The sequence below is a fragment of the Paenibacillus sp. SZ31 genome (assembly GCF_012912005.1).
GTDB lineage: Bacteria > Bacillota > Bacilli > Paenibacillales > Paenibacillaceae > Paenibacillus.
On the sequence record NZ_JABBEA010000006.1, the window covers coordinates 118465 to 137260 of the forward strand.

16 protein-coding genes are annotated in these 18796 nt (G+C 48.1%); 6 read left to right on the forward strand and 10 right to left on the reverse strand.

Annotation, left to right across the window (positions count from 1 at the left end):
- Positions 1 to 11: 11 nt before the first annotated feature.
- The 4 genes from lysA to HF638_RS14295 form a co-directional block, all read right to left on the reverse strand.
- Complete coding sequence (lysA, locus tag HF638_RS14280; protein ID WP_169480797.1) at positions 12 to 1298, reverse strand: diaminopimelate decarboxylase; 1287 nt, start codon at positions 1296 to 1298, stop codon at positions 12 to 14.
- Entirely contained in the window at positions 1299 to 2687 is a 1389-nt protein-coding gene (locus HF638_RS14285) for a preATP grasp domain-containing protein (RefSeq protein WP_169480798.1), read from the reverse strand.
- Positions 2626 to 3636, reverse strand: coding sequence for a 3-oxoacyl-[acyl-carrier-protein] synthase III C-terminal domain-containing protein (locus HF638_RS14290; RefSeq protein ID WP_091018552.1), 1011 nt, complete (start codon positions 3634 to 3636; stop codon positions 2626 to 2628). The genes HF638_RS14285 and HF638_RS14290 overlap by 62 nt, the downstream gene beginning before the upstream one ends.
- 121 nt (positions 3637 to 3757) lie before the next feature.
- On the reverse strand, positions 3758 to 3949 hold the full coding sequence (locus tag HF638_RS14295) for a hypothetical protein (RefSeq protein ID WP_169480799.1): 192 nt from the start codon (positions 3947 to 3949) through the stop codon (positions 3758 to 3760).
- A 185-nt stretch (positions 3950 to 4134) separates the two neighbouring features.
- Here HF638_RS14295 and HF638_RS14300 point away from each other — a divergent pair, with 185 nt between their 5' ends.
- Entirely contained in the window at positions 4135 to 5385 is a 1251-nt protein-coding gene (locus tag HF638_RS14300; protein ID WP_169480800.1) for a helix-turn-helix domain-containing protein, read from the forward strand.
- 128 nt (positions 5386 to 5513) lie between these two features.
- Here HF638_RS14300 and HF638_RS14305 read toward each other — a convergent pair whose 3' ends face one another.
- A complete protein-coding gene (locus HF638_RS14305; RefSeq protein WP_169480801.1) occupies positions 5514 to 5717 on the reverse strand; it encodes a hypothetical protein in 204 nt (67 codons plus the stop codon).
- 135 nt (positions 5718 to 5852) lie between these two features.
- Positions 5853 to 6272: a metallothiol transferase FosB gene (gene fosB / locus HF638_RS14310; RefSeq protein WP_169480802.1), complete on the reverse strand. Its 420-nt coding sequence runs from the start codon at positions 6270 to 6272 to the stop codon at positions 5853 to 5855.
- Positions 6273 to 6427: 155 nt separating this feature from the next.
- On the opposite strand from fosB, the gene HF638_RS14315 reads away from it, so the two are divergent.
- The 4 genes from HF638_RS14315 to HF638_RS14330 all read left to right on the forward strand — a co-directional run bounded on the left by HF638_RS14315 (position 6428) and on the right by HF638_RS14330 (position 12144).
- Positions 6428 to 7327, forward strand: coding sequence for a glucose 1-dehydrogenase (locus HF638_RS14315; protein WP_169480803.1), 900 nt, complete (start codon positions 6428 to 6430; stop codon positions 7325 to 7327).
- Positions 7328 to 7473: 146 nt separating this feature from the next.
- Positions 7474 to 9084 (forward strand): gamma-glutamyltransferase family protein, encoded by a 1611-nt coding sequence (locus tag HF638_RS14320; RefSeq protein WP_169480933.1) that lies wholly within the window; start codon positions 7474 to 7476, stop codon positions 9082 to 9084.
- A gap of 367 nt (positions 9085 to 9451) precedes the next feature.
- Entirely contained in the window at positions 9452 to 10465 is a 1014-nt protein-coding gene (locus tag HF638_RS14325) for a BMP family lipoprotein (protein ID WP_211175654.1), read from the forward strand.
- A 26-nt stretch (positions 10466 to 10491) separates the two neighbouring features.
- Positions 10492 to 12144, forward strand: coding sequence for a methyl-accepting chemotaxis protein (locus tag HF638_RS14330; RefSeq protein WP_169480804.1), 1653 nt, complete (start codon positions 10492 to 10494; stop codon positions 12142 to 12144).
- A 128-nt stretch (positions 12145 to 12272) separates the two neighbouring features.
- On the opposite strand, the gene HF638_RS14335 is transcribed toward HF638_RS14330, so the two are convergent.
- The 3 genes from HF638_RS14335 to HF638_RS14345 all read right to left on the reverse strand — a co-directional run bounded on the left by HF638_RS14335 (position 12273) and on the right by HF638_RS14345 (position 14499).
- Positions 12273 to 12905, reverse strand: coding sequence for an NAD(P)-dependent oxidoreductase (locus HF638_RS14335; RefSeq protein ID WP_169480805.1), 633 nt, complete (start codon positions 12903 to 12905; stop codon positions 12273 to 12275).
- Between the two features lie 318 nt (positions 12906 to 13223).
- Positions 13224 to 13652 carry a GNAT family N-acetyltransferase gene (locus HF638_RS14340; protein ID WP_169480806.1) on the reverse strand — a complete coding sequence of 143 codons (429 nt, stop codon included), beginning with the start codon at positions 13650 to 13652 and terminating at the stop codon, positions 13224 to 13226.
- Positions 13653 to 13680: 28 nt separating this feature from the next.
- On the reverse strand, positions 13681 to 14499 hold the full coding sequence (locus HF638_RS14345; RefSeq protein ID WP_169480807.1) for an imm11 family protein: 819 nt from the start codon (positions 14497 to 14499) through the stop codon (positions 13681 to 13683).
- Positions 14500 to 14679: 180 nt separating this feature from the next.
- Here HF638_RS14345 and HF638_RS14350 point away from each other — a divergent pair, with 180 nt between their 5' ends.
- Positions 14680 to 15567 (forward strand): hypothetical protein, encoded by an 888-nt coding sequence (locus HF638_RS14350; protein WP_169480808.1) that lies wholly within the window; start codon positions 14680 to 14682, stop codon positions 15565 to 15567.
- 246 nt (positions 15568 to 15813) lie between these two features.
- Here HF638_RS14350 and HF638_RS28820 read toward each other — a convergent pair whose 3' ends face one another.
- Positions 15814 to 18525: an S-layer homology domain-containing protein gene (locus tag HF638_RS28820; protein WP_169480935.1), complete on the reverse strand. Its 2712-nt coding sequence runs from the start codon at positions 18523 to 18525 to the stop codon at positions 15814 to 15816.
- Positions 18526 to 18796 lie beyond the last annotated feature (271 nt).

Sequence of the window (18796 nt, forward strand, 5' to 3'; positions counted from 1 at the left end):
ATCTCTCCTCATCAATTGGTTATTGCCGTGTGGGACACTTGAATCAAACGTTGCTTGGACAGTAGGTCCTGCGGAGTATCTCGCTCACGGATCAAGTGAGCCTCCCCAGCGATAATCAGCACTTCCGCCGGACTTCCATGACTCAAAAAGTGTGTGGGAGAAGCCGTTGGTCCGTACGCTCCCGAATGAAAAACACCGATTAGATCGCCCCGTTCAACAGGAGGAAGCAATACCCGTTTCCCAACGACATCATTGGGCGTACATAAGGGACCCGTAATATTGTATTCGGCTACAGGGGACTCACCATAACGCGTCAGGGAGGCAATCGGAAAGTTACGCTTCACGTAAGAACCTGTGCCCACCGCCGCCATATGGCAGTTCGTTCCACCATCGGTTACGACGAAGTGCTCTCCATACGATTGCTTGACGTATAGGGCTCGACTGACTAACATACCGCAGGTGCCTACCAGATATCGCCCAAGCTCCATGAACAGCCGGGTGTTGGCATGACTATTCCGAAACGATTCGAACATTGGATTCAACTGTTCTGTCAGTGTGGCTATGGATAGGAACTGCTCACCTTCATGGTAGGGCACGCCCAATCCCCCGCCTACATCGACCATACGCAGCGTGATATCCAGCTCGTTCTCGATTCGATCAGCCAATTCCAGAATATGACGGGTATTCTGAACGATCGGCTCTACATCCAACATACGGGTTCCCATGTACACGTGAAGTCCCATGATCTCCACATGGGAGAAGCTCTCGAACTGCTCTTTTCCCTGGAGCACACTTTGTTCATCCATACCAAACTGACGTGGTTTGCCACCCATGGTCAGCCTGGAGCCTTTGACAGAAAAGGAAGGATTCACTCGCAGGGCCACCGGCACGATTCGCCCCTCACTTGCAGCGATGATCTCTATGCGCTCCAGCTCCTGGAACGATTCACATACAATCGCATATATCCCCAGACGTATGCATGCCGTAATCTCGTCATCGCTTTTTCCGGGTCCCAGGAAAATAATTCTTTCTGGCGCTACTCCAGCCTGTACGGCCGTATGTAATTCTGCCAGGGAACACACCTCTGCCTGCGCGCCCATCTCCTGCAACATGTGCACGATCGAAATATTCGGATTGGCCTTCAATGAATAGAACAGCTCCACTTGAGGCGTAAGCAATCCCCGAAGCTCCTGATACACCTGCTGCAACACATCTCCGTCATATATATACAGCGGAGTTCCGAATTTCTCAGCGATGTCCGAGACACGCAACTGCTGAATCTGATATTCCGTAGACACTCACATCACCTCGTTAATGGAAGATAGGACGGCTTCTATCGCTTCGTCGATCACTCCCAGCCGTTCAGGGGAGGACGCAATAATCACGCCATACAGACGTCCGGAGAACAAGGTCCCCTCACTTCTGAATGCCGCATTGACTGTGGCAAAATTATTGATTAATAATCCTTCGCCGCGTTCCGGTTCGAACATCAACGCACCCAACCGGGAACGAAGCACTCCGTATTCCAGCAGGTGATTGAGCCGGAGCGTATATTTTTTTGCCAATCCACATTGATCTTCGGGCAGCCATTGCTGCTGAATGTTGGTCTGATAGGTGGACATATTAAATCTGGCATTAATCTCAAGATTGGGCCAGATTGTACCGTCCTCGTCCAGAATGGCGTCCATGCCGGCAATGCCGTAATATCCATCTCGATACAAGGCTGCTCCAATTCGCATGGCCGCTTCGCGAATGACCTCAAGTTGAACATCGTTGAGCCGCGAAGGCATGAGATGCCCCTGATGTACGCCTTGCTCTACCAACGATTCCTTTACGCCAAGAAACTCAACTCCGCCGGATCGATCGATGAGAATCTGGTAATTCAGGTCACAGATTTTATCAATCCATTGTTCAAGCACGTAGTTGATTTGTCGAATTCCTTTTTTGCTAGCCTGTTTCTCCAGCATGCTCATGCATTTGTGGAACCTGGCTTCATCGGCAATGACGGTAATTCCCTTACCTGACACACCCATGGAATCCTTCAGCACAAGCCGTCCACCCTGCTCTAGAACGGCCTTTAGCTGATCGAAACCAGACACCAGTTCATCCAAAGACGTGCATTCAACGCCTGGAATTTGGCGAATGCCCAGCTCCGCGTTGAGACGGCGGGAATACCCCTTGTCATTCACCTTGCGGAAGATATCTGAAGATGGAACAGCCAGCGGAATGCCGGTCCGTCGGGAGAACTCCTCTTCCTGATCCGAGGTTCCAAAGGGAACCAGATAAACATTCGTTCCAGCAGCCTGTGACAGCTCTCTCAGCTTGTCCATTGTCCTTGGACAATTCAGAAGATTCGCGGTAATGTTCAGTGCCGGATCATTGTGCTCCACCGTTATGCATCGGGAGCGACCAAACCCAAGCGCCTGTGCATCTGCCATGAATCCCTGATTCGGCGGCCCCTTGAGCAGGATAATATCGTTCTCTCCGGCGAGGAAAACACCCAGTTCCTCCATCCGATTAACGACATCCGCAGCCGAGCCTATGCTTAATGAGGGCAGCTTGAGAATGCCCGTTTCACTCCAGTACTCCTCTACCTCAAAATTGTTCAGATACACAAAAGTAACGTCATGCTGGCCCGTTAACGCCCACTTGAGCTTGCTCGAAAAATCCGTCAATACGGTGGTCACGGCCATCTCCTCCTATTCCTGCATATTGCATCACTGCTACGCTGAATGTAACCCCAAGTCCGACCGTAACAAGCAGATAATACTCCTCTGGTTGCAACAGCTTCTGCTCTAGAATAGCTTGCAGATTAATAAATGGGTCCGAACAGAAGCAGTGTCCGATCTCCTGTACGTTGGACGTATATATGCGTTCAAGGGGATAGGATAGACGGATAGCCACCTTCTTCCACGAGGATAGATTCACATTGTGTGGGACGATGTATCGAATATCCTGCAGCGTCAGACCCGCCTGCTCCACGGCTGCAACAATGGCTTCACATAAACGGGGCGTGTAGATTTCCTGAAACTCCCTAAGAATCTGTGGGGTTCCCGTTAGTACATTACAGAATTGGCCCAAGGTAACACTCGTAAGTCCAACGACACGACTTCCGTTGCCCTTGTTGCCCACCAGCACGGCGGCTGATGCCTCTCCCATCACGGTGGTATTGGGGATCAATTGCACAACGGGACTAAATGTTTTTTCACCTGTCAAAATTAAAATATGATCATCCGCTTCCAATGAAGGCAGCAATGTCTCGGCAACATTCAGGGCAATTAAGCCCGATGCACAGTTCTGCTGCGTAAGCGAAAACGCGATGGCATGCTGCAACCCGTAAGCCCGTTTCAGGACTTGCAAAACTTTCATAGGAAAGGGGAAATTTTCCTGAATTGTGTGGCAATAAATGATATACTTAATCGAGTTAGGAGCGATCTCCGGGTTATTTACCACCTGGGTTAATACACGCCCAAGCAACGAAGCCAGATCTCCATCCCTGTCTTGCCGAACCTGTTTCAAACCATGAATTTTTTCCAGTACCTTCGTCTGGGCATTATTGAGTCCCAGCACCTCGTTCAGTTCCCTGATCGGCACAATGTGCTCCGGAATGTAAGACCATATTTGCTTGATATGCATCGGCTTCAGACACCTCGTTATCACTAACGTACGAATCTCACTGAAATATAGGGAGATAAAGAGCTTCCGCAGAAGCTCCCATCTATGAATCTAGCGTAATACGATAAGTAAGTAGGAAAAATCAGGCACGAGCCGCCGCTGCACGAGCTGCTACAGCACGAGCCGCTACAGCACGGGCTTCAACTGCGCGAGCGGAAGCCGCGCGTGCACTGACTTCACGTGCCTCGCCCAGTCCACTCGTTTCCAATTGTGCTGCTTCAACTTCTTTACGCTTCAGTTGCTCCAGTGTAATGGGAGTCGCTTTAATGACCATTCATATCTCCTCCTTTCATCTTGGATACTCTGATTCTATAATCTCCCAAATTGGATTTAAACTGTAAATGGAGGTAAATGAACCTCTCGCTCTCCTTACCCCTGCTTCTGGACACACACGATAGACCCAACATACCAATCAGATCTCCATTCCAATCAAACTATATCAAGGGACGGTGAACGATCATGCTCGGACTCAAAATCCGGCAAATCCGGGAGCAGCTTGGACTGTCTCAGAAGCAACTGGCAGGTGAGGATATGACGCGTTCTTACATCAGCCTTATCGAAAAAGGCAGGGCCGTTCCCTCGCAGCGTATGTTGAAAATTATTGCCAGAAGGCTCAATACACCCATGGAGTTTTTTTTGGGAGGAAGTGCATCGACAGATTCGGATATTGGTGAGGCTGTATTGGACAAGGCCAAAGCCTGTTATGCCGAGCAGAATGATTCTGCCTGCATCCGTATTGCCCATAAAGTGCTGACGTTGACGGAGGATACATCGGATCAGTCTGAAGCCTACCTGCTCATTTTGCGAAGTCACAACAGACTTGGGGATTATCGACAAGCCTTGGATGAAGGGGAAACTGCAGCATTTACGGTCATTCGAACGGGTGACAGGCAACGTATTGTTGAATATTATCTGGAAATGGGGAGAGCGGCTTTTCATGCAGAGCTGTTTCATGCTGCCCGGAAACATTATGAACAGGCGTATACGTACAGCAGCAGACTCAAACATCTACAGGAAGAACACATCCATTCGCTGACCTTTCTTGGCACAACCCATTTAAGGCTGGGCAATGTGAATGAGGGGTTGAACTACTATCTCAAAGCGGAGAAGGAAGCCCAAATGGCGGGGCAACCGGAGCTGTATGGCGAGATTACGCTAGGTTTGGGCAAAGCCTATTATATGTCCGAACAGGACGGACACATGCTGTTAAGTTATGACTGGACCAAGAGATCCGTACAGGCCTACAAACAGGCGAACAGCGAATCCTACGTTCTGGCGCTTCACAACCTCGCCGTGATCCAGCTTCATATGGGGCAAAAAAAAGAAGCCCTCCCCTTGCTGGATGAATGCGCACGAATTTACGATAAACGCAATCTTCCCCACAAGAAGGCTTCCATATTAGAGGAAATCAGTAAAGTTTATTTGGAGCAGCGTGAGCCAGAACAGGCAGAAGCCATCATCAAAGAAGCCCTCCAACTGCTGGATCAGCAAGATGAAGGGATGCTTCGTGCCAAACTGTATCGCTTGCTGGGTATTGTTTTTCATGAGAAAAACAACAGCAATGAAGGTTATTATTTTCTAAGAATGAGTCACGATCTGCTTAAACGCATCTCTGCAAACCGCGAGGCTGACATCAGCCATCAACTCCTTATGTTAAGCATGCAGGAGCATAAAATGAAATACGAAGATTATAAGTCATTTATCAAATAAAGCGAATTCCTTCTTCATCTAACAACTGAGGATACAGGGAAAAGAAATCATGGAGTTTGGGGTCTCTGTAACAGAGGCCTTAATTCCGGGAATCCCTAGTGACAGGGCATAGGATCATCTTAACCCCCTCATCGAGTAGGAACAGGATCATTCAGATCCAGCAGCGTTTCCGTCGATATGGCATATTCTTGTCCCTGCTGGCCATTAACTATAGCCGATCCTGCATGTGCTCCCGAAACATGAAGCTGTCCTGCAATAAAAGGTAGAAGCATGATGGTAACCATGCAGAGTTCACTTGCGGTTGTAACGAATTTGGTTCCTTTACGCTCCATGCTCATCTCTCCTCATGTTTATAATTGGGTAGCATAATCCACCATCGATTCCTGGCAACCTAAGACGTATTTTACGGATAATCGCAATGACTTTAAACACGTTAATCCCCATTTACCTCCACTTGCACAACCATTTCACGGATAAAAGGTCATATGAGCCTTGTCTTCGCGATAATAATCCAGCCTTTGCTTCATCGTACCTGTATGCAGTTCAAACAGATGACCATCCGGATCAGTAAAATAAACAGATAATGCATCCCGCGGATCCCTTGGCCTTCCCGAAAGAATGTCCGCCCCGGCTGCTCGCAGCTGCTGCACAGACGCTTCGAACTCCTCTTCTGTAACGGTAAATGCAATATGGGTATAGGTTCGTTCCGTATAGTTGCGAATTACATCCTCCTGATTCAGAGCGATCCACAGACCGGCAAGCTCAAAATACGCCAGTTTGCGTCCTTTCACCTGAATCTGGGCACCGAGAGCCTGCTCATAAAAGGTAATGGCCCGCTCCAGATTGGATACGGAAAAGCACAAATGATTAATTCCCTGAATATTCATGTGGCTCCTGACACCTCCATCAATTTAAGGACCTATCCTTATTATGGTATATTTTGCGCAAAAAACAACAGCTCTGCTGCCTCCTCTCGCACCTTCTTCTGGGCGAATGCATAGTTTATCCGTATCAATGAACGCTTGAGGAGGATGTAAAGCGAATGAATCCTGTCTATCCTTTTTATGGTGAGAAAACGGTGTGTAAAGAGCAAAAGCTGGCATTCCCACCCCAGCATCAGGACCAGCAACCCGGTCTGGAAACCCTGATGGTGCCTGAACCAATCAGTGAAGATCCTGCCTATATCGGTAGCTGCAAACTCCAAGACAAAGTTGCCATTATTACGGGTGGTGACAGTGGAATCGGCCGGGCGGCCGCCATCGCTTTTGCCAAGGAAGGTGCAGATATCGTCATTGCTTATCTATATGAACGGACAGATGCCGAAAGGACGCGCGAGCGGATTGAGGAACTGGGACAGCGCTGTCTGTTAATCGAGATTGATCTCCGCCTAAAGAAAAACTGTGAGGCTGTCATTCGCTCGACGATGGAAACCTATGGAAAGATCGACATTCTGGTCAACAACCATGGCGTACAGTATGTGCAGCCAAGCATTGTTGATATTACGGAAGAGCAGCTGTACCATACCTTTCAGACGAATGTGTTCGCCTATTTCTTTCTGATCCAGGCCGCGCTCCCGCATCTGTGCAAAGGTGCCTCCATCATCAATACGGCTTCCATCACGGCATACAAAGGCGATACCCAACTGATCGACTACTCTTCCACCAAGGGAGCCGTGATCTCCCTGACTCGTGTACTCGCCCAATCGCTCGCTGCACAGGGAATCCGCGTGAATTCCGTTGCCCCCGGCCCCATCTGGACACCCCTCATTCCTGCCAGCTTTTCGGCTGAGGATGTGCAGGTATTTGGAACGGGTACGCCCATGGGTCGGGCTGGCCAGCCTTACGAACTGGCGGCAGCTTACGTCTATCTCGCTTCCCGCGATTCATCCTACGTCACCGGTGAATGCATTCATGTGAATGGCGGCGATATGGTAACGACTTAGGGTAATGTGGGTGATATCGTTAACTGATGTCAGGTTGGATTTGGCAGGTGTGGCAGGATATCGGTGGTCCGGTTACGAAGAGGGTTAGGAGTATGATCCGGTTATACCGGAACCTGACATCTTGCGACAAGGAGCTGAACAACCTGATGAACTTCGATCCACTCTACCAACCGTATCCCTCTTACCGCGTGCCTGTGTATGCGAAACAAGGCATGGTCGCCACGTCACAGCCACTGGCTGCACAAGCTGGTCTCGATATTTTGAAAAAAGGCGGCAACGCCATTGATGCCGCCATTGCAACTGCGGCAGCACTCACCGTGCTGGAGCCTACGTCCAATGGCATTGGCGGCGATGCTTTTGCCCTCGTCTGGACCGAGGGCAAACTGCATGGCCTGAATGCCAGCGGCCCTGCGCCTCAGGGCATATCCATTGAGGCGCTTCAAGCGGCAGGCCATACGGAGATGCCGAAGCTTGGGGTTGTTCCGGTGACGGTACCTGGCGCACCGGCGGGTTGGGCTGAGCTGAGCCGCCGTTTCGGGCGGCTCACACTGGCGGAAGCGCTGGAACCGGCCATCCGCTATGCGGAGGAAGGTTACCCGCTTGCGCCTGGGCTGGCCCGCCACTGGGCAAGGGCAGCCGAGATCTATGCACGCCAGGGTGATGCGGAGGCAGGGCGTGCGTGGTTTGAGACATTTGCTCCAGGCGGGCGTATTCCCGCAGCTGGAGAGATGTGGCGCTCGCCGGATCACGCGGCGACTTTGCGCCAGATTGGCGAGAGCGAAGCGCGAGACTTTTACGAAGGGGAACTGGCGGAACGCATTCATTCCTTTATGGCAGAGCACGGTGGTTATCTGACCAAAGATGACCTGGCGGCATTCCAGCCCGAGTGGGTTGATCCCATCTCCGTCTCCTATCGCGGATACGATGTGTGGGAGATTCCGCCGAATGGACAAGGGCTGATTGCTCTCGCGGCGCTTAATCTGTTGAAAGGTTACGAGTTCGACGAGAAAGAATCCGTTCAGGCGTATCATCAGCAGCTCGAAGCCATGAAGCTGGCATTTGCCGATGGGGAGAAATATATTACCGAAGAACGCAAAATGGGTGTGACGGTGGAGGAACTGCTATCCGAGGCATACGCGGAAGAACGGCGCAAACTCATTGGTGATATCGCACGTGCACCTGAGGCAGGTGATCCACGTGCAAGTGGAACAGTCTATCTGGCTACGGCGGACGGTGAAGGTAACATGGTTTCCTTTATCCAGAGTAACTATATGGGCTTCGGGTCTGGATTGGTTGTTCCGGGGACAGGCATTGCTTTGCAGAATCGCGGACATAATTTCTCACTGGACCCGAATCATGCAAATGCCTTGGAGCCAGGCAAACGAACGTATCACACGATCATTCCGGGGTTTCTCACCCGCGGCAGTGAAGCGGTTGGGCCATTCGGTGTCATGGGCGGTTTCATGCAGCCGCAGGGTCATGTGCAGGTGGTCATGAATACGATCGATTATCACCTGAACCCACAGGCCGCACTGGATTCTCCACGCTGGCAGTGGACGAAGGGCAAAACCATTCTTGTGGAACCGTGTTTCCCGCAGCACATTGCACAGGCACTCGCCCGCAAAGGACATGATATTCAAGTGGCGCTCGATCCATCCCAGTTTGGACGCGGTCAGATCATCTGGCGCAACCCGGACAATGGCGTATTATGCGGGGGTACGGAAACCCGAGCGGATGGCTCGATTGCGGCTTGGTAAACTCATGTCATTTCAATATAGGGACAAACCAGCTATGAACCATATATGATGTTATTCAAAGGCACAACAGAGATGATTCATGTCATCTCTGTTGTGTCTTTTTGGGGCTTTAAACGTCAGTAAACAACAGACTGTAGTTCATTAGGTACCCTTTTAACCAGAGAAATGTAAAACTAATGTATAATTCATGAAACATATTTAGATTTTCGTAAATTTTCACTACATACCATAAAACACAGTACCTCTCTGTCCGATATAGATAAAGGGAAATCCTCACCACACGTGTCATCCATGTATACGTACTTCCCTACACCTGAAGAACAATTCAGATCAGAAAAATGCGACTACAGAAATGAGGGTACCACACATGAAAACAAACAAGAACAGACGCGCAGGTCTAGGTCTCACATTAATGATGATCCTGACGGTACTGATCCTGGGGGCATGTTCCGCCAATAATACAACAACGGCAACAGACACAAGAACAAAGGTTGGAATCGTGCTGACGGAAGTAGGTCTGGGAGACCGTTCTTTTAATGATGCTGCTTTTGATGGACTGGTTCAGGCCAGAGACGAGAAAAGCATTGTCTTTGACTATCGTGAACCGGGCGGGAATTTAACTGCCGAAGCTGCTTTTGAGGAGTTTGCGGAATCCAAATTCGATCTGATTATCGGTCTGAGTGATACGGTCCAAGCAGATATGGAGAAGGTTGCAGCCAAATATCCCGACCAGCAGTTCCTTCTAATTGACAGCCAGTCCGAACTGCCTAACATTGCCTCTATTTCATTCCGGGCGGAAGAGGGAAGTTATCTGGCGGGTGTTATTGCCGCTATGGCTTCAACAGAGGATCATGTCGGTTTCATTGGTGGCATGGAGATACCGGTCCTTCATAATTTCGAGCAGGGTTTTGAACAAGGTGTTCTGGCAGTCAAGCCGGATGCAACCGTTGATGTCGTCTACGCAGGGGACTTCGGTAATGCCGATCTGGGTGAGCAACTCGCTGCACAGATGATTCAAGAAAAGGGCGCTGACGTGATCTATGTAGCTGCTGGCCTCACAGGCGTGGGTGCACTGACGGAGATTCAGAAATTAGGGAAATATGCCATCGGCGTAGATACCGATCAATTCTTTTTGGCGGAAAAAGCCATTCTTACGTCCATGCTGAAAAATGTGGATGTATCCATCTATAATGCCGTTAACTCGTTTATTCAAAACAATCATGCCTTCCCTCAAAAGGAAATCGTGGAGGGGCTGGCGGAGAACGCCGTGGGTCTGACCGCTCTACATAATATCACGCTCAGTGATGAACAGCAGAAAACCTTCGAAGATCTGAAAACACAGATCTCTTCCGGTCAAATCAAAATTACGCTTGATCAATAACCCATCGGATTCGAGGAGGTACGCACATGAAACTACAGGGAAAACTGATACTTAATGCTCTGATCTCGCTACTTCTATGCCTTGCGCTGGTAGCTTATATCATTATGGAATTGCTCGGTATGAATGCCAAAAATCAAAATTTGGTACCTGCCATGCTCAAGGTTAGTGAACTGAACGCCAATCAGATCCAGACCCAGCAAGCGCTGGATGTCTATTCGTTCTCCATGACAGCAGGCAGCCAGGACGCAGTGCTTCGCTTGCTGGATGAAGGCCAAACGATGATTCAAGAGCTTACGGACGGATTACTTGAAACGGATCAACAGTTGCAGCTTATTCAGTCCATCCAGATGAAACTCACTGCTCTGAGTCAGGGAGCCACCGAAGCCATGACAGCGATGGACGGGGCGGAAGCGAAACGGTATAGCACTCGGGTTCGGGGCATACAGAATGATATCTATTCGTTGGATGAAATAACTCAGGATCGATATGATCAATATACCGTTGATTTGGAGCGTGATATCCAGCAAACGTGGCAAGTCGCTCTCGGTGGAGCCATCGTATTGCTCGTCGCCGTGATGCTGTTTAATATGTATACTTCACGTCAGATCGCCAAGCGTATTCGTACGCTCAAAGATGCGGCAGGACAAATTGCGGACGGTGACCTTACCGGACAATTACCGGAAGCTCGGGGCAAGGATGAACTTGATGACCTTAGTCGCTCCTTCGGTATCATGACCCATAATATCCGAGGTATTATTCAATCCATCGGTGCAGCGGGTCACCGTGTCGATCTGATGGCGCAAGACATTGATCGTGGCAACGATACAGCCCAAGCGATTGTGCAGCAGGTATCCCGTACCACGGAGGAACTATCGATTGGTAGTCAAAAGATTGCTGAGGATCTGAGTGAAACGGTGATGGTCGTGGACAAAATGCAGTCTACCTTCAACAGTAATCTGGAGGCCACTTCCCAATCGGTGATCGATGGTCGTGAAGTATTAACTACCGTTGAGGAAGGCCATAAGGCTGTAGCGGAACAACTCCGTCTGGCAGAAGTGAATCGTCTGGCGATGTCCGAGGTGGAACAGACGGTGCGAGAACTGGAAGACAGCGCGGTTCGAATCACCACGATGACTGCATATGTATCAGAGATTGCCAAGCAGACGACCATGCTCTCGTTAAATGCCTCTATTGAGGCTGCTCGCGCCGGAGAAGCCGGACGTGGCTTTGCTGTCGTTGCAGGTGAGGTGAATAAACTTGCCGAACAATCTGCGCAATCGGTCAAGCATATCTACGCGGCTGTTGGCGAGATCACAACCTCCATGGACAAGGTGAAGAACTCGGTAGCGCAAAGCATGCAGCTATTCGGGGAACAGGAACAAGCCACCGGTCAGACCCGGGAATCCTTTTCTGCCATTCGGGGAAGTGTGGAGCGTATTAGTACCGGCATCCATCAGCTTGCTGAGGACATGCAGCACTCCAATGAACTCAGTACGCAGGTGCAACAGGCCATTGAAAATATCAGTGCCATCACTGAGCAGTCGGCTGCCAGCAGTGAAGAGATCACCGCCTCCACGTCGGAACAACAACGTTCCTTCGCCGAAGCGAGTATCAAGGTGAAGTCACTGCGTGATATCAGTGCAGAGATGCATCAGGAGTTGTTGCGTTTCCGGCTGTAGGCAGGCGTGATTCGCTGAATACAGTAAGGATGAAAAGGCTGGAATAGCAGAAAACCTCCAGTTTCTCTTGTAATGAGAGAAGCTGGAGGTTTTTTATTCGTTGGTTTATTTATTTGGCCGGTTTACGCTTAATAACCTACCGTAAACCGTGCTTGAACAAACTGCGGATCGTCCAGTTCATCCACCAAAGCCGCTGCAAAATCACCAACCGAAATCGAGCTTTCCCCGATATCATCCGTAATCACCCGGTTCATGCCAACCCGGAACTGGCCGGTTCGACGTCCTGTTGTGATTGTCGCGGCAGGACTCATATACGTCCAGTGAATACCTGATGCTTCAATCAGGTCGTATGCTTCTGCATGTGCTTTTGCCAGGGGTTTCACTTCTTCCGGGAAACCCGGCGTGTCCATTAGCATCTCACCGGAATCGGTCATCAAACTTCCTGCTCCACCAACTACAACCAGACGTCCTGCTTTTGCCCGGCGCACACCCTCGATCAACGAACGTGTCACTTCCAGCATCTCTTCTTCTCCACCGAACTTCGGTCCATATGCACTCACAACCACTTCTTGACCCGCTGCAAAATCAGCCACCTGATCCGGGTTAAGCAGATCGCCCTGTTCCACACGCAAGCGTTCATGTACCATCTCGACTTTCGACGGGTCACGCACCACCGCTGTCACTTCATGCCCACGATCCATCAGCTCCCACAGTATCGTCTTGCCAATCGCTCCGGTCGCTCCAAAAATAGCTACTTTCATATGAATTTCCTCTTTTCTGTAGATATCATCTTGTCAACTTACCGTTATTTTAATACTTAATCCTATTGTTATATACCTTAAACGGCTCACGCCATCTTAAACCGGATGTGAACACTTGTAAACCTATCTCTTACAGCTTATATGTAGAAAACCAATCTTCACTTCTCTAACGGAAGAAACGCCGCCACTCAGAAGTATCCCCTCTCCCCACCATCAAGCAACATGGATCATGAAAAAAAGCCGCTAATGCGGCTATACTGAGATGATTTCATCATGATATGAAGTTTAATCTCACACCAAAATTCAGTTTCCGTTCCGTTAGGTAGTCGGCCCTTCTTCTCCCTGCCTCCACCACATGCCCTCCGATTTCGGGCTGGTGTATTCAAATCCAAATTGAGCATACAGACGATCAGCCGGAACATCCGCCAGAAGACTGACCAAACCGCGAGCAGGCACAACGGCACGCAGATAATTCATAATCTCGCTCATGATCAGTTTTCCATAACCCATGCCCTGAACATCCGGGTGTACAGCAATATCGACGACCTGAAAAAAACAACCGCCATCTCCAATTACTCGCCCCATACCTACCAGCATATCTTCTTCACGTAGACTTACAGCAAACAAGCTATTCGGTAGTCCAATCTCCGCCCCTTCCCTGCTCATTGCACTAAGGCCGGCAATCTGCCGCAGGGCAAGGTACTCCACTGCTGCGGGTGGTGTGTGTTCAATTTTCACTTGATCCATGAATTGTACCCCTCTCCAACAAAATAAATTATTCTTTTATTCTGTCAACCACATGCCACGACTTTAACAGTAACACAGGAGGGATATATAGAGGTATCAGCCACTGGTAAGACAAATCTTTAAGCAACTGACCCAGCCATAACTGTCCCTGATCATCCAATCGCATCCTCCACGGACCGCTAGTCATGGTTCCTCCCTGATCTAGAAGTTCACGGGCATCATCATAGCAATACTCTTCTCCTTTATTTCGTTCAATTTCTTCAAGAGCTGCATCATATACCCGTTGCTGCTCTTCTTCCATTTCCTTTGTAAAGTCAGAATCATATATCACGGAAAAGTTAAGCCCTTTGAGCTTACGCTCTTCAATCCATTCTTTAAACTTTTCTGTAACAAAGACCTGCACACCAGGAGTTTCCTTAATCTTGAACATACACGTTCCTTCCGGTATTTTGGCAGGATCGAATACAAGCTTGTTAAACCGTGCCCAAGACCCATCTTTGAATCTACCAATATCAGAACGATGATAATCAACACAATCCAATATATTAGTAACATTTAGTATGAACAATTCCATATTATCATTCGTTATGGGCAAAAATTCTACTTCGCTCGTTAATAAACTCTCTTTCTCCATCATCTCTTTAACTCTTTTTGAGAACACAGGTTTACCGATATGGTAATTCAGAAAATCCTTGTATGATTTTTTATAAAGGGTTTCTAAACTTATTGTTGTCCATCCTTTTATTTTAGATTGACCGTGGAAATCACTATTAATTGGATGATGATCATCTTCCACTGAAGCTAGGACCTTCGTTTTCGTATCATGATTAAACCTATAAAATTTCATTTCTCCCCACCTTAAAATCTTTCTATTATAATTACATCTGTGTCACTGAGCTACTCTATGTATCATGACTTTAACATATGAATTCTGCTTGAATTCATCTACTTCCTGTGTAATAGTGAGAGAAAGCTTACGTGAAGCGTGTTTCTTGATACGTGAAGTTGCTGCAAAGGAGGAACAATTGTGTTTCAACGTTGGATTGAAGATCTAACATCGCGCCCAGGCGCTGTGGCTGTGCTGCTTGGAGTCATGGCAGTGCTTCTAGGGATATACATATGGTCTGCCACTGAAGTTCGCCGCAGCCACGAAAGGCGAATGAGAAGGATACGAGATACATTATACATAAGTACAGCCCTCTTGGGACAGCTTACCATCCAGGAAAATCGGAAATATGAACGGTCGGAACACGAACATAACGATTTGATAACGGCAATGTTAGCCTGCAAAGCTGCATCTTACCTATCCCCTCAGCTACAGGACCAGATCCGGGACTGTATTAAGGAACATGATCCTGCCCGACTCGGATTGATGCACAGAGCACTGGAAAGAGAATGCACCGTATTATCAGATGAACTCAGTCGGGATACGCATGCAGATCATTGGGGCACAGCGGTCTGGACCATCCTTCGGCCCGTAGCCGAACCAGCCGCACTGGCGGCCACAGGATTTCTGGTTACAGATCTGGTATTTCGTCAGCGGATGTTGGACGTCCCTGTGGACTCATGGGACAGCATCTTGCCTTGGATTCGCGCGGTTTCCCTGATGATCACCATTATGTATGGATATCTGCTCTGGGCAAGCCCACGCCGGGATACGCCGGGTACAGTAACCAAAACGCTCTCTTTGCTGATCGCGCTATGCTCCTTACTCCATCTGATTGGACCTGTTGCTGCTCCCTATGCTCTGGGATTACAGCTGATTATATTCACTTCGGGTTTCGGGTTGACTGGGACACGCTCTCGCAGTGACCGCCCCTATGCAGGACATACGGAGCTGGAACCAGCGAAGAAAGTCTCTACGGAGATTGAAGGGAATACAAGTCGTACATCTGGTACCAACACCGACGAATAACTTACCCATTCAGTATGCTGCGCAGTTGCCTACTCTGGACCTGTTCAGGGTGCCTCGGCTTTAAGTAGGTTTTGAAAGAACACTCTAAATTCTTCAAGTCTGTACGCAAAAAGGGCTGAAACTACAATGTAGTTTCAGCTCTTTTCTATAATCTTTCTTGCGAAGAATATCGGAAGGTTATTCTGTCATCGAAGTGGCATGTGTAACGTTTTTTAGTTCACTTTATATCATGCATTATTACTTCACTTATTTCGCTACAACATGTGCAATGACACGGCCATTTTCGTACGTGACAGTCACGTCATAACCATCTGCCGTTACACTGTCGAATTCACCTGTAATTCCATTAGCCGTGATTAACGTAATATCTTTGGAACCTTCGATCTTATAGTTGGACAAGTCCAGTTTGAGAATTCCTCCATCAATATAGAGCTTTCTGCCGACATTCAGTTGACTGTTGCCGTCAGCCACAACCAATTCTAACGTACCGTTATCCATGGTGAAGTTCTTATTCAAGTTTAATGCTCCATCGACATTCACAACAACTGTTCCATTTTCTACATACAGATCACCTGTACCAAAAGCAGTTGCTGATTCGGCTACCAGTGTTCCTGCTTGCAGCAACGTTCCGCCTGTATAGCTATTTTTCCCTGTCAATGTAAGGGTGCCTGTTCCCTTTTTCGTAAGCATTCCACTACCAGTGATATCATTTCTCCACCAGTCTTCTGCATTGAAGCGCCCTTTGGAAGCGTCCATATCCACAGTTACATTGTTCAAGAATGCGCCGTAGCCATCCGCTGCGGATACCAGATCCAATCTACCCCAACCTTTGGATTCGTCCAGGACAGGATATCCGGAATCGATGGATGTCGTATACAATACTTCTCTGCGTTGCTCATCTGTTAAATAAGGTTGACGCGTCTCTAACAATGCTTCTGCTCCTTGTGGAACAACAGGGGCCAAACCTTTCGTTCCTGTTTGTGGCAGACCGGAAGTCATCTTTTCTCTATAGAAGGCTTTATTAGCGTCGTGATCTTCCCATTTATTCTCATCGTATGCACTTTTGAAAGTGTACTCCTCTGTTACGGTGTGTGCATATTCGTACAAACTCATATTTTTTTCCTTGGCTTCTGCTCCAAATACCTCGCCTGCATTTTCATAGGCTTTCTCTAACAAGTCTTTATTCTCCGCCTGATTGAAGGCATATGCAGTCATAGCTGTTGCTTGTATTCTCGCCCCTACAACATCAAGCGGTGAGTGCATTCCCGTGACAATTCGATTCTCACCCATCTGAGCTGCTCTCGTTAAGAATTCAGAGAATCGTTCTGGGGTAGCGTAGGCAAACGGAAGTACGGACAAATACGAAGCACTTGTATGACCACTTGGAAATCCTCCGTCTTTTCCTCTTCCATCCTCAGCAATTCGTTTGACATAGCTTAATGCAGGGATAAGCACAACGTTCGTTTCATATTGCTGGTAATGCTTTTCTCCTGTTGATTTCTTTCCGCCTGAAGCCAGTGGTACTTCTGTCGCTTCACCTTCACCAATTGTTTGCCATACGGGTAACCCTTTGCTATCGACGACCTCTTTCACTTCTCCGTTTGAATTCATTCTCCACGGTCTAGGCGTAGAGTAGAAGTATTTCGCAGGGTTTGATGAGGCAGGAATTTTGAATCGCACCAGATCAACTAAAGCGACCATGTCTGCAAGCTCCGTATCCGCCCAATCACTTCCGATACCTTGGCTTTCATCTTCCACCGTTTCTTCTGTCAATAACACATTCATCTCGTCCACACTTCGTTCAACGCTTGTCTTTGGCTTGATAACATCTACATACGTATTAGCCAGCGGCCCAAAAGCTTCCATCATACTATAGATCTTATCTCTTTGGTCATCATAATAAGCTGCCAAAGTCTCTTCAGCCGTGCGATTTTTCGTAGCATCTTCTACATATTTGATATTCGCTTCCCACGCCGCTTTATTTCGGATCTCTGCATTCGCAAATGTCTTCTGATCAGCGACAGCTACGGTTGGATCGTTTTTAAAACCGTCATAGTATAAGGTCGGTCCATCTCCATACTTTGCATTCTTGCCATCAGCACCTAGTTTGGTTGCCGCTGTTCCATCTCTCCAATCCGCTTGGTTCAAGGACCATACTTGATCAAAACCGTCCAAAATATCAATAAACGGATTGGTTTCTGCAATATTTTTCAATGTGCCGTCAGCCGCATTGCCTCCATGCTCCACGGCGGACAAACGAGCTTCAGCTGCTGGAGGATTAACACTCAGTACGGTTGCTGTTCCTTTTGGCTTAGCTGGTTTGGCAGCTGTAGTCGCATCCGTTTCCACAGCCTTAACGAGTGCAGAGACTGCCTCGGCCCGAGTAATGGAATTAAGCGGCTTGAAGCTTCCATCTGTATATCCAGCGATAATTTTCGCTGCTGCCGCTCCACCTACAGCTCCTTTGCTCCACGCTGCAATAGACGACGAATCACTAAAGACATTCGCAGCTGTTTCATTTAACTCCAAATTAAGAATACCAGCGATCACTTTAGCTGCTTCCTGACGTGTGATCGGATCTTGCGGCTTCATAGTGCCATCAGTGTATCCATCTATATATCCATTCGCATTTGCAATAGAAATTGCTTCATAATACCATGCACTTTCAGACACATCGTTAAAGGTAATTTTAGCTTGTCCGGAATATCCAAATGCACCGTTTACCAAATTCATAAATTCTGCTCTGGTAATATACGTGTTCGGTTTGAATGAACGATCCAGGTAGCCTCTAATTAATCCTTCATCACCCCATGCTTGAATATTTGCTTCCGCCCAGTGTCCCTTAATATCAGAGAACTGAATTTTCTGATCGGCTGCAAAACTCTTCTCTGCAAACGTTGGACCTACCATAGACAACATCAGAAGTAGTGCCAGTGACTTTTTAAGTGGTTTTCTCATGGCTTGCAAATACACGCTCCCATTATAGAAATAATTTTTTTTGCTTCTGCGTCAGCATATGAGTAAGAAATTCTCTATCCAGATGTCTGATCTGCCGTTACTGTAGCATTAGGGGACGTTTGGTATCTATAGAACAAATTCCGTTTTATATCAAAATCGTACGTTCTGACACTTTTCACCCTAAAAAAATGGAGTGCATACTACTTTCGTTAATTATGATATCTTTTTATGTAAACGCTTTATTAAATGTGTGTAAAATGAGAGGGGGAAG

Coding starts and splice junctions, on each gene's coding strand:
- HF638_RS14320 (WP_169480933.1), top strand. CDS start 7,474: ATGAACTTCGATCCACTCTACCAACCGTATCCCTCTTACCGCGTGCCT.
- HF638_RS14315 (WP_169480803.1), top strand. CDS start 6,428: ATGAATCCTGTCTATCCTTTTTATGGTGAGAAAACGGTGTGTAAAGAG.
- HF638_RS14330 (WP_169480804.1), top strand. CDS start 10,492: ATGAAACTACAGGGAAAACTGATACTTAATGCTCTGATCTCGCTACTT.
- HF638_RS14340 (WP_169480806.1), bottom strand. CDS start 13,652: ATGGATCAAGTGAAAATTGAACACACACCACCCGCAGCAGTGGAGTAC.
- HF638_RS28820 (WP_169480935.1), bottom strand. CDS start 18,525: ATGAGAAAACCACTTAAAAAGTCACTGGCACTACTTCTGATGTTGTCT.
- HF638_RS14290 (WP_091018552.1), bottom strand. CDS start 3,636: ATGCATATCAAGCAAATATGGTCTTACATTCCGGAGCACATTGTGCCG.
- HF638_RS14325 (WP_211175654.1), top strand. CDS start 9,452: ATGAAAACAAACAAGAACAGACGCGCAGGTCTAGGTCTCACATTAATG.
- fosB (WP_169480802.1), bottom strand. CDS start 6,272: ATGAATATTCAGGGAATTAATCATTTGTGCTTTTCCGTATCCAATCTG.
- HF638_RS14335 (WP_169480805.1), bottom strand. CDS start 12,905: ATGAAAGTAGCTATTTTTGGAGCGACCGGAGCGATTGGCAAGACGATA.
- HF638_RS14295 (WP_169480799.1), bottom strand. CDS start 3,949: ATGGTCATTAAAGCGACTCCCATTACACTGGAGCAACTGAAGCGTAAA.
- HF638_RS14300 (WP_169480800.1), top strand. CDS start 4,135: ATGCTCGGACTCAAAATCCGGCAAATCCGGGAGCAGCTTGGACTGTCT.
- HF638_RS14305 (WP_169480801.1), bottom strand. CDS start 5,717: ATGGAGCGTAAAGGAACCAAATTCGTTACAACCGCAAGTGAACTCTGC.
- HF638_RS14345 (WP_169480807.1), bottom strand. CDS start 14,499: ATGAAATTTTATAGGTTTAATCATGATACGAAAACGAAGGTCCTAGCT.